Annotated in this window: 8 protein-coding genes; 4 read left to right on the plus strand and 4 right to left on the minus strand. The window is 42.7% G+C overall.

Annotated elements, in window-relative coordinates; genetic code table 11:
- Position 1: 1 nt before the first annotated feature.
- From DFP76_RS13770 to DFP76_RS13785, 4 genes are all read right to left on the minus strand, one after another.
- Entirely contained in the window at positions 2-1,060 is a 1,059-nt protein-coding gene (locus DFP76_RS13770; protein ID WP_113875198.1) for an imelysin family protein, read from the minus strand.
- The gene (locus DFP76_RS13775; protein WP_113875199.1) at positions 1,060-2,439 is read right to left on the minus strand and encodes a di-heme oxidoreductase family protein; all 1,380 of its coding nucleotides are present in this window, start codon (positions 2,437-2,439) and stop codon (positions 1,060-1,062) included. Before DFP76_RS13775 ends, DFP76_RS13770 begins: the two co-directional genes overlap by 1 nt.
- Positions 2,440-2,613: 174 nt before the next feature.
- Entirely contained in the window at positions 2,614-3,909 is a 1,296-nt protein-coding gene (locus tag DFP76_RS13780) for an imelysin family protein (RefSeq protein WP_113875200.1), read from the minus strand.
- A 131-nt stretch (positions 3,910-4,040) separates the two neighbouring features.
- A complete protein-coding gene (locus DFP76_RS13785; protein WP_113875201.1) occupies positions 4,041-4,625 on the minus strand; it encodes a hypothetical protein in 585 nt (194 codons plus the stop codon).
- A 407-nt stretch (positions 4,626-5,032) separates the two neighbouring features.
- Between DFP76_RS13785 and DFP76_RS13790 the strand changes: the two genes are divergently transcribed.
- The 4 genes from DFP76_RS13790 (at position 5,033) to DFP76_RS13805 (ending at position 11,243) form a co-directional block, all read left to right on the plus strand.
- Complete coding sequence (locus DFP76_RS13790) at positions 5,033-6,163, plus strand: BaiN/RdsA family NAD(P)/FAD-dependent oxidoreductase (protein ID WP_425451759.1); 1,131 nt, start codon at positions 5,033-5,035, stop codon at positions 6,161-6,163.
- 47 nt (positions 6,164-6,210) lie between these two features.
- Positions 6,211-7,902 carry a cyclic peptide export ABC transporter gene (locus DFP76_RS13795; protein ID WP_113875203.1) on the plus strand — a complete coding sequence of 564 codons (1,692 nt, stop codon included), beginning with the start codon at positions 6,211-6,213 and terminating at the stop codon, positions 7,900-7,902.
- Positions 7,902-8,486, plus strand: coding sequence for a nitroreductase family protein (locus DFP76_RS13800; RefSeq protein WP_113875204.1), 585 nt, complete (start codon positions 7,902-7,904; stop codon positions 8,484-8,486). The genes DFP76_RS13795 and DFP76_RS13800 overlap by 1 nt, the downstream gene beginning before the upstream one ends.
- A gap of 444 nt (positions 8,487-8,930) precedes the next feature.
- Positions 8,931-11,243, plus strand: coding sequence for a TonB-dependent siderophore receptor (locus DFP76_RS13805; RefSeq protein WP_113875205.1), 2,313 nt, complete (start codon positions 8,931-8,933; stop codon positions 11,241-11,243).
- The last annotated feature ends 68 nt before the right edge of the window (positions 11,244-11,311 follow it).

Consider the following 11,311-nt stretch of genomic DNA (forward strand, 5'->3'; position numbering starts at 1 on the left):
CCTAATCTCCATCTCGACTATTAAAGCCAATCTGGAAACCAAGCTGGGTAACCAGTTGAGTCAAGTAGGTTTGGCTGGCTGAAATGGATTTAATCAGTGGTGTCGCCATTTCAATGCGGTGAGTTTTTGAGTAACCAGATTGAAAATAATCTGCGGGCAATTGTAGGGCTAATTTCTGATTATTAATTAAAGTCTTTTCAAGTTGATCGGCTAGCTTGGGGTACTGTTGCTGTGCGATGTCGTACAGTGAAGGTTGGCCAGCATGGTAAATTTTACGGTAAGACAAAAAATTGGCTTGAATAGAAGGTAATGATAGATTGCTGCGATAAAATTCCGCCAGTTTTAGGTTTTCATGTCCATTGTAGCCAATTGGGGTTTCCAGCTTGGCGTCTTTAACGGCAGACATGTGCTCAAGCCACTGTTGTAGCACTTGCTCCAGTGCGGCTTGCTCTGCATCAAACTCCGCGCCATCTTCTGCAAATACCCAATCTTGTGCTCGGCTGCCTTGCCACTGCTTGGCCACGTCATTGGCACTGCTAAATTGATGCTCTGTCACTTTCTTTAATAGGTGACAGTGGTCTTTGCTTTGCATTGGCGAGAAGTCTGGGTGGTACAAAAGGCTTTCAATGGCTGTTAGGCCACGCACAGCAATACTGGCCGAAGTCCAAAATTTAGGCGTCTCCATCACACTTGGGTCTTGCTGAGCCAGTGCTCGTAATTGACGTTGAGTAACGCCTTTTTTGTCTGGCCAATATTCGAATGCATAGTAGCGCATGAAGTAAGTAACAGGGCCAAAGTTTAACCATTGAACTTGCTGCCAATCGAGTGCATTTTTTTGGAAAGCGATTTGCGTCTCAGCTTGGTTTACTTTACTTGGAACGCTGCATAATTGCTTGGTTTGTTGAGCAAGGCTATTAGCAGAAACGGCATAAGAGTCATAGCCGCTGCGAATAACGTCAGAGATAATGCCATTTAAAGGGCCTTGCCATTGTCCTGCAAAACCGAATAAAGGGGCACTGGCGCTAATCGCAACAGCCATGATTTTTGGAAGGTACTTCATTACAACGACTCCAGAAAATAAATGAGTTTTTGGCGATATTCTTTGCTTAAACGTTTGTAAGCTTGTTGACTCGATTGGGCTTCGCCGCCGTGCCATAAAATAGCCTCTTCGATCGTGCGAGCTCGCCCGTCATGAAGAAAGCCGACTCGTCCGGATACCTTCTCGGATAAGCCAATTCCCCAAAGGGGAGCGGTTCGCCATTCTTGAGGTTCGGCGGAATAAACAGGAAACCCAGAGCGTAATTCTGCTCCCATATCGTGTAGAAGCATATCGGTAAAAGGGTAAAAAGTGCGATTTTTTAAGACTGGATAAGGTGAGTCATTGCCGGTGACCATTTTGGGTGTATGGCAGCTAGCACAACCGGCGTCGATGAAAATGTCTTTTCCCGCTAGGAAGTCAGGTTCCGATAAATTTCGCATGGCTGGTGGTGCTGCTAAAGAAACGAATAAATCGACCAGTCGAGATTGCTGTTTATCGACCTCGAGATTATTAAGGTGCGAGCTGTTGCCATTAGGGCTGTTTAGGCACTCTACTTGTAATGGGGTACAGTCACCTGAAGGAGCCGGAAAAAGAAGGGTCGATAATCCTAAATCCGTATTAAATGCGAGTTGGTTCTGTGCCGTGACGCTGGGTGTAGAGGCTTTATAACCAAAACGACCAATAACTGGTTTGTGCTGCCCTGGGATCCAGCTAACTTTTCCACTAATACCATCTTGATTTGTATCGATTGGGTCGGCATTGGCCATTATGTATTGGTCAGGAATATTGTCGAGCAATCCCATACCAACCAATGAAGGGGTGTTAAGCAAGGTGAATCCTGTATCGGTTTCAAAAGGACCATAATGCAATTTGTCCCAGTGCAGAACCGGCTTTCGAAGAGATACTTTATGACCATCTGCTAACACCTCCACATGAGTTTGATAGGTCAGGTGAAAGTCGCCTTCGGGGAGTGTTCCATTAGCACTTTGACCTTGGAGCTGGCCACCATAATGTGCGTCTCCAATATGAGAGTAGATGCCATCATGATGATTCGTTGCGTCTGGATAGCGTTTGCCAAAACGAACCATAAACGAAGGAATAGTGGCACCACTTATATGAGCTTCTGGCGCATGGCCACGACCATTGTTGATATGGCAATTGTTACAGGAGCGAGTGTTGTACAGAGGCCCTAAACCATCACTGGCGGTTGTAGAGGAGGGTGAGGGGACCCAAAATTTCTGAAATACGCCCTCGCCAATGCGAAATTCCAGCTTTTCTTCTGCGGATAAATTCGGCAAAGGCTGTGAATATTCACTGGCAATTGAAATATTAGTAAAACCAAAAAAGCTGGTAAAAAGACCAGCTAACACTAGTATGTTGTCATTTTTCGATCTGGTCATAGGTTAGGCAAACACCATTTATTGACTCATTACACAAACGTCTTGTGCCCCTATACTCATGTAAAAGGGAAGGGGCAAAATACCCAGTCTGTTACGACTCGATACTTCACGCCTTCCCTATTATAACGCGACTGTCTTTTGTTATCGCATTAGGATGATTCGATACCAGTGGTATTATTCAAATACAGCACTTGGGTTATCAAGGCTATCAGAACCTTCTAATGCAATGCCTTGTAGGTCAAGGGTCTGAATGATTTCTTCCGTTACGTGGGTTTCTAACACTAGGGAATCAACAAAGTCTTGGACCAACTGGTTGCCTTGTGTGTTGTTCATCGCAATCAGAACATCAAATGTTTGACCTTGCGCCGCGGCATCGACCATAGCTTGTGCCGCTTCTTCGGTCATATCCAATTTTTGCTTCATGTTACTGTCTAGAGAAGCATCTCGCTGTGCAACCAATTGTGATAAAGACGCGCCTTTAACCCAGCTACCATCGACACGTTGGTATTCACCTAGGTAAACATTTTTAATGCCTTTTGCATCGTAGTAATGTGACCAGTGAGTGTTGTCAGAGAAACAATCATGCTCTTCTTCGGGATCATGCAGCATCAAGCCTAATTTAGTACGCTCACCACCTAGTTCACCGTAAGCTAAGCTGCCCATACCGGTTAAGATAGTAGAAAGGCCTTCTTTAGTAGACTGATCTAGTAAGGCTTGACGTGCTGCGCCACCTTGTTTCCAGTTATCAGCCATCTCTTCTAAGTCAGAGATTAGCAAATCTGTTGCAGCGGTTAGGTATTCACGGCGACGATCACAGTTACCATTGGTGCAATTGTTTAAGTCAAAGTCGGTAGCTTTACGCTCACCCGCGCCTGGGTTAGTACCATGTAAGTCTTGACCCCAAAGTAGGAACTCAATTGCATGGTAACCGCTGGCGACGTTGGCTTCTACACCATCTGCTTCTTGCAAGTATTCAGCAATAAGTTCTGGTGTGATTTTACTGGTGTCTACGGTTTGGCCGCCAATTACCAAGCTCTTAGAAGCAATAACATTCGCTGTGTACAGTGGGTTTAGATCTGATTCACTTCCATAACTGCTAGTGGATACGTAGTCGATAAGGCCTTCATCAAGTGGCCAAGCATTAACTTTACCTTCCCAGTCATCAACGATGGCATTACCAAAACGGTAAACTTCACTTTGTTGATAAGGAACACGAGAAGCCACCCAAGCAGTGCGGGCCGCTTTTAAATTAGCTTCAGTAGGCTTGTCTAGGAAACGATTAATCGATGCACGAAGATCTTGTGCGGTTGTTAGAGAGTCACCATAAATGGCTTCAGCAATGTCTGCGTAATGGGTGACAACAGAGTCTGCGGTGACAGAAGTGGAATCATTTTTAACATTGGTTGTGCCGCATGCAGTTAGTAGCGCTCCTGCTACACAAACCGCAACGGGGGTTAGTAATCGTTTCATTTGGATGCTCCTATATTGAATTGTTGCAACACTATATTTGAAATGAAAACGATTATCAATGCGTCCATTTACACGCTTTTTACGTGATTTGTATTTTAATGTTAACCACTTAGTCGATTGATAAATTCAGCTTATCGCTCGCATTGATGATAAAAGGCATTTTCTGCTGTTTTAGCTAAATCGTATTCGCATGCTTTTTCACGCAACAAGCTTTTACCTTCCCATGAAACACTCATGCTGACGGGAGATTTATGTTTATAGCTTGGAATAAACCGATAAGCCGCAATGACGTCGACAGAGCTGTGCGGTCCAACTTGCACTGATTGACCAATTAAGCGTTGGCGAGTTTCTTTATTGTAAAGCGTATAGTCGGTTGTGTATTCCAAATCGCCATTGTCATGGGAAAAGTTAAGCCAAATCTTACGGTAGGTTTGTGGTTCTGATGTCGGGTTTTCAAAACGCAATTTGGTGTAAATGACTTGAGCCCGTGAAAGACTGTTTTGAGCATTGTTACTGACATTCAAGTAATGGCTCTGATTTTTTTGCCATGGCATGTTGGCGCCAAATGAGACATCAACAATCTGGATGTTTTGTTTAGCAAACAAGGTTCCCGTGTAATCCATAAGGTCTTTGACTGGTGCATACAGAGCGAGGGCAGCAAGTCCTAATAGAGCCAATTTTTGAAGGCTAGGGGCAGAGGCAAAGCGCTTAATCATAACCAAATCCTTATTTTCATGTTAAGAATATGAATCTTTACTGTTTGTTTATACAGTACTGTATAAGTATACAGTTTATATGTAAAGCCTCAGAATGATGAATTTATGAACTTTTTTAAAAAAACACTTGCTTTTGTCTTATTACCTTTTTTGTAAAGAAAAAATAAAAAATGTTTGATTTTGTGTAATTGATTGAAAAACATAGGAAAAAACAATCTTCCCACAAGCTTCTTCACGGATTCTGTGGAAAATAAAATGCACAATAAAATTTTGCCTATTTTTATAGGAGGGAGTGAGTAAGCAATGAAAAAATACAGCTAAGGCACTATAATGCAGCCAAAATTAACGTGAGGTAGGTTGTGGATAAGCTAGATGTGATCATAATTGGAGCAGGAGCGTCAGGTTTAATGTGCGCAGCGATGGCAGCGTATCGAGGCCGAAACGTTTTAGTACTTGATCACGCGAATAAACCAGGCAAAAAAATTCTTATGTCTGGAGGTGGTCGCTGCAACTTTACTAATATGGATGCCGCGCCTAAACATTTCTTATCGGATAATCCTCACTTTTGCATCTCAGCATTGCGCCGCTACACACCACAGGACTTTGTCGATTTAGTGGATCGTCATGGTTTAGATTATGTTGAAAAAGCTCCTGGACAGCTGTTTTGTGAGCACTCTGCGAAAGACTTATTGGCGATTCTCATGACGGAATTGGAATGGTCTGGTGCACAAGTAAAGCTGAATACTCGTATTTTAAACGTAGAGTATCAAGATGACATAACGGTAGTAACGACAAATCAAGGTGTGTTCTCTTGTGAGTCATTAGTGATTGCTACTGGTGGTTTGTCGATCCCAACAATGGGTGCGACGGGCTTCGGCTATGAGATAGCGAAACAAGTTGGTCACGATGTTTTGCCAACCCGCGCCAGTTTAGTACCAATTACGGTTCAACCGGAACGAAAAGAACAACTTGCTGCTTTATCCGGTATTGCTTGTGATGTACGTGCTAGCGCTAATGAAGCTCAGTTTGAAGAGCCTATGCTGTTTACCCATCGTGGTGTCAGTGGTCCTGCTATTTTACAAATTACCAATTTTTGGCAACCGGGCGAAGCATTACAAATTCATATTGCTCCCGATCTGAGCCTTGAAGCGCTAAATCAAGCGCGCGATCAACAGCCTAAAAAAACGCTAGAGAACTATCTTGCCAACGAATTGCCAAAGCGGTTAGTTGATTTAATCAAAGCAGAATTCCCTTGGTTAGACCAAAAGTTTGCACAAGTGTCTAATGAGCAAATTGAGCAACTGTTCCAATATCTAAGTCATTTTGATGTTGCACCCAATGGTACAGAAGGGTATCGCACCGCAGAAGTGACATTAGGTGGAGTGAATACCAAAGAAGTGTCTTCTAAGACCTTTGAGTCGCAAAAGCAAAAAGGGCTCTACTTTATTGGGGAAGTCCTTGATGTGACCGGTTGGCTTGGTGGCTATAACTTCCAATGGGCTTGGAGTAGCGGCTTTGCTGCTGGGCAGTATGTTTAAATTGTAATATATCTGTGGAATAAAAGCGCTGAGGAGTCTGCCTAAATATGGAAATGATTAAACAATTATTAGCGCAATCTCGACGCACTATGGTGTTGGCTATTGTCGCTAGCGCTTTAAGTGCGGTAGCGGGTGTAATGATTATTGGCGGCGTGAATTACACTCTTGAAAATGGTTTTGAATCGCTAACATTGGCCGTACTTGCCTACCTAGCTATGGTCGCCATCTTGTTTTTGAGTGGGGTGTGGTCTCAGTCACTTTTGGTTGGTCTTGGGCATAAAATGGTTTATCAACTGCGTTTGCAGCTCGTTAAACGCATTCTCAATACCTCGTTAGAACGTCAGGAACAACTCGGTGGACCTGCACTCTACAATGTCCTGACTCGCGATGTCACAATGGTTGCGAACGCGACAAAGCAGCTCCCCGTGTCTTTGTATAATGGGCTTCTCTTACTCGCGGGAATTAGCTATCTAGCGTGGCTCTCTCCAGTACTTTTCTTATGCACAGTGTTGCTTGTGGCGCTCGGCGTGTGGGGCGACTTTAAGTTAGTCGGGCGAATTAAGAAAATGATGGCTGATGTGCGTCGCTATGATGAAGCTTTGTTTGAGCAGTATGAAGCGGTAATCGAAGGGCGAAATGAGCTTGGTTTGAGTCAACTGCGTCGCCAGTACCTTTTTGATCGTCGTTTAGAGCCCGCTGCTAAAGGGGCAATGGATACGGCGATCAAAGCGGATCTTCTGTGGGCAATTAACTTAAACTGGACGACTGTCTTAGTATTTTCTCTGATTGGCTTGGTCTTCTTTTTAGGGATGACATTAGAGTCTATTTCCCAAGATGTCGTGGTTGGCTATATTCTGACTACCATGTTTTTACGTACCCCCATTGCAATGATTCTTGAAGCGATTCCGGCGGTATTACGGGGGACGGTCGCACTGAAAGCCATTGATAAACTGAACTTAGCCGAGGCGGAGTTATCGGATGAAGCGAGTGAGACGGTTCAGGATATTTCGTTTGAATCACTTCAATTGAAAGCCGCTTGTTATCAATATCCCCAGCAAGGTGACGAGACTGGCTTTGAGCTGGGGCCAGTTGATTTTCAGCTTAAGCGTGGCGAACTTGTTTTTCTAATTGGTGGAAATGGCAGTGGCAAATCGACACTCGCGAAATTATTAACGGGTTTGTATTTGCCGACTGATGGCACGGTTTTATTTAATGGTGTGACTGTGAACCAAGATAATATTACGAGCTACCGAGCCTGTTTCTCGACTATCTTTCCAAATTTCTTTTTATTCGATGACGTGCTTGGTCGAAAAGGCTCAGAGCCGTCAGATGCTTCTTCTGAACGCTTTTTTGATGCGCGTGTTGAGCATTATCTGAAACGTCTTGCGATTGATCATAAAGTCTCAATTGAGGATGGGCGATTATCTACTACTTCATTGTCTCAGGGACAGCGTAAGCGCTTGGCTTTGCTTTTGACCTATATGGAAGATCGACAAGTACTGTTGCTAGATGAATGGGCGGCTGATCAAGATCCGGTATTCCGCGATGTTTTTTATCGAGAAATTCTGCCAGAGCTAAAAGCAGCGGATAAGACAATTATTGCAATCAGTCATGATGATCGTTACTTTGATGCAGCGGATCGGCTTTATAAGCTAGACAGAGGCCAAATCAGTACATTTGACGAAAGTGTGGACTCATTGTTTGAGAAAGCGGACATAGTGAAAGGTGTTAAAAGGTAATGGATGCAATTGAAGCATTGATGAGCAGGCGATCTTATGCTCGGGGGAATCTGATAGAACCTGCTCCAAGTGAGGTTGAGCTTGAAATCATTCTTCAAGCGACAATGACCGCACCAGATCATGGAAACTTAAAACCCTGGCGTTTCGTGGTAGTACAAGGGCAGGGGATTCGAGATTTATCTTTACTTGTCAAAGAGAAGTATGCGAATGCCATGTCGTCTGAACACCTAGAGGCTTTTGTTTCGGAGATTACCGATACTCCTCTGATGATTTTCGTGTGTTCTAAAATTGTTTTAGATCACCATGTATCGGTGTTTGATCAACATCTAGCGGGCGGAGCCGCCTGTGAACATATTTTACTGGCGGCTCATGCTCTGGGGTTTGCTGGAATTTGGCATTCTCTTGATGCGGATGACGATCTGCGTCATCTGATGCAATTAAAGCCTGAGGATAACATTATCGGCGTGTTATCTATTGGTACCCCTAAACGTACTTCTAAAGCGAAGCGCAAGCCATTTTCAGATTATGCTCAAACATGGGATATGGAGCACGGATTGCAAAATTGGAACGCGGAAAGTGGATAAGAGTTATCACTAAATGGTTTGAGGGAGAATTTAGTGAATTTAGCAGTTTACTTCCCGATTTTTTAACCTTTAAATTTTACATCTACTCAACAAGCTTGGGCTTAATTAGATAAAAGTGCTTATCCTGAAGCTTTCTCTACGTCATCCTATTTATAAAACAAACTACGAGCTACTTGGTTTTGAGTAGATAGATTCATGATTGTTGATCACGTCACCAACTTCTCTATTGCCGACTGGCTTTTTCTGGGCATCCCCCTAGTGTCTAACAAAGAATTTTTCTTCTGAATATTAGCCTAAAACTATCAATGTAATTGAATTAATTTAACCAATTGAATTTTACATAATATTGACAGTGAAACTGATAGCGATAATAATTCGCATTTAGTTTTGTAAATTTAGTTAAATTAATAACTTGGTTTTGTAAATAGCATAGGAAGATAACTCATGAAAAAGACGGTAGTGGCTCGTATAGTCGACCGCGAAAATAAAAAGAAAGTTATAGGAGCATGGATGCTATCTTTGTTCGCTATCCCAATGGTCATTGCTGCTGATGCTAATACCGATGCAGACTCAACTGAGCAACTTGATATGCTTGTTGTTCGTGGTACAGATTTGAGTCGTTATGAGTTTGATGAAGCGGAATCGGCAACTGGTTTTAATGCGGATATCGACGAAATTCCACGTACCGTTCAAGTTATTCCGGAACAGTTAATTCTTGATCAGAATTCAAAAGATCTTAATGATGTGTTATCAAACTCCGCAGCAGTAACCCGCTCTGATGGTTTTGGTGGTGCAGAAACCGAAGTGAACATACGAGGAATTGGAAATAAGTATTTATTTGTCGACGGTAACCCTGTAAGTAGTCGTTACAATATTGATGTCGCCAATATTGAAAGTGTTGAAGTCGTTCTTGGACCTGCGTCTGTGTTACATGGTCAAGTTAGCCCTGGTGGCATGGTGAATGTGGTTACCAAGAAACCACAGGTTGAAAGTGCCTATTCTGTGCAAGTCGATTTAGACGAATACGGAAAGCAAAAACTGACATTAGACAGTACAGGCTCTCTTTCTGACGAAGTTCAATACCGAATCGTTATGAGTGGTGAAGATTCTGAAACCTTCCGTGAGGTGGTTACGGAAGATGGTACATTTAATACCGAGCGTAAAAGCTTGATGGTTTCGCCGTCTTTGAGTTATACCCCTGACGATCAAAATACCTTCACTGTTCGCCTAAGTCACACCGAACAAGAACTCCCAATTGATCGTGGTACAGTGATGGTGAACGATGGAAATGATAACTTCTCTATTGCTGATATACCAAGAGAACGCATGTTGGGTAGTGAATACGATATTCGTGATAGTGTAGAGGATTTACTCCAATTTGACTGGGAGCACGAACTTAAGAATGGTTGGACAAACAAGTTTAAAGCTGGCTATTACGAGAAAGAGTTTGATGACTATCAAAACCGTATTATTCGAGGGTTAACGAATACGCCTGCAGATTTTGATGATGAAGCATCGATTCTCGGTTCTGGCCCCGTCAACAGTATTCAAAGTAACAATCTGGCAATCCGACGAGCTGATTCAAACGATGTTAAAGCAAGCGACCTCTTCATCTCGAATAGCCTAACTGGAGATTTTGAATTCGCTGGTGTAGACAATACTTTGTATGTAGGAGCAAATTTACATAGCAAAAAAGAAGATTCGAAAGATGGAGTAGCTTTAGTTACTCCGAATGCAGTTGGCTTTTTTGATGCAAATGTTATTGATATTAGCGCGACTCAATCCTCGAACTCTAAACTAAGTACTTCAACCATAAGTCACAGTAATACAACCACGAATGAGATAGGTTTATCAGTTCAAAATTTATCTTATTTAACGGATCGTCTAAATGTGTTGGCGGGTCTTCGTTACGATTATTACGATTTGGAAGGTAAAAATACTAACTATTACAGTGTTGCTAATTTAGTTCAATACACTCCGCTTACTACCCCTGAAACTCAAGATATTGATGACTCAAATGATAATGTTAGTGGACAGCTTGGTGCGATATATGACATCAATGATGATCTTACTACTTACGTATCTTATGCAGAGTCATTCCAACCAAACTTTCCTTCTGTTACCGAAGGAGTCTATTCTGGGGAATTTGAGCCTGAAACAGCGAAACAAGTAGAAGTCGGATTTAAGTCTAGCTTTTTCGACGATAAGCTGCGTCTAGGGGTATCTGCTTATAAACTTGAGCGGGAGAATGTTGCGGGTCAAGATGGCGACAATAAGATTGTTATTATTGGTAAAACTGAATCCAATGGGGTTGATATTACTGGTACTGTGCAATTTATTGAAGGGTTGAATATTCTTGCGTCCTACTCTTACATAGATGCTGAAATTGTAAAATCGAATGATGGCGAGAAAGATGGAAATACTCCGTACAATATTCCTGAAAACAAAGCTCGACTTTGGGGATCCTACGAAATTCAGGATGGTGATTTAGCCGGTCTAGGATTTGGGCTCGGGGCAGAGTATGTCGATAAACGTTTCGGTAACGATGCCAATACCTTTGTTTTACCTAGCTACACGGTTTATGACGCTGCAGTTTGGTATTACTTACCACTTAGCGGAGAAATGAAACTTCGTCTTAATGCTGGAATTAAAAACTTTACGGATGAAACCTATTACACTGCCAGTGGTAGTAATGTTTACCGAATTAGCGTTGGCGACCCACGTACTTTTTATGCAACAGCTCGTCTAGAGTTCTAAGTCTTTAGATCGCTTGGAATATAACAACGGCGTCACTTTTTAAGTGGCGCCGATTTTTCGTTTTTGGA

Origin of the sequence: Marinomonas aquiplantarum, assembly GCF_003314975.1 — a bacterium.
In the GTDB taxonomy this organism is placed as follows: Bacteria; Pseudomonadota; Gammaproteobacteria; order Pseudomonadales; family Marinomonadaceae; genus Marinomonas; species Marinomonas aquiplantarum.

Excerpts from the sequence above, each read along its gene's own strand:
- DFP76_RS13805 (WP_113875205.1), top strand. The coding sequence starts at position 8,931 with ATGAAAAAGACGGTAGTGGCTCGTATAGTCGACCGCGAAAATAAAAAG.
- DFP76_RS13795 (WP_113875203.1), top strand. The coding sequence starts at position 6,211 with ATGGAAATGATTAAACAATTATTAGCGCAATCTCGACGCACTATGGTG.
- DFP76_RS13785 (WP_113875201.1), bottom strand. The coding sequence starts at position 4,625 with ATGATTAAGCGCTTTGCCTCTGCCCCTAGCCTTCAAAAATTGGCTCTA.
- DFP76_RS13780 (WP_113875200.1), bottom strand. The coding sequence starts at position 3,909 with ATGAAACGATTACTAACCCCCGTTGCGGTTTGTGTAGCAGGAGCGCTA.
- DFP76_RS13775 (WP_113875199.1), bottom strand. The coding sequence starts at position 2,439 with ATGACCAGATCGAAAAATGACAACATACTAGTGTTAGCTGGTCTTTTT.
- DFP76_RS13790 (WP_425451759.1), top strand. The coding sequence starts at position 5,033 with ATGTGCGCAGCGATGGCAGCGTATCGAGGCCGAAACGTTTTAGTACTT.
- DFP76_RS13800 (WP_113875204.1), top strand. The coding sequence starts at position 7,902 with ATGGATGCAATTGAAGCATTGATGAGCAGGCGATCTTATGCTCGGGGG.
- DFP76_RS13770 (WP_113875198.1), bottom strand. The coding sequence starts at position 1,060 with ATGAAGTACCTTCCAAAAATCATGGCTGTTGCGATTAGCGCCAGTGCC.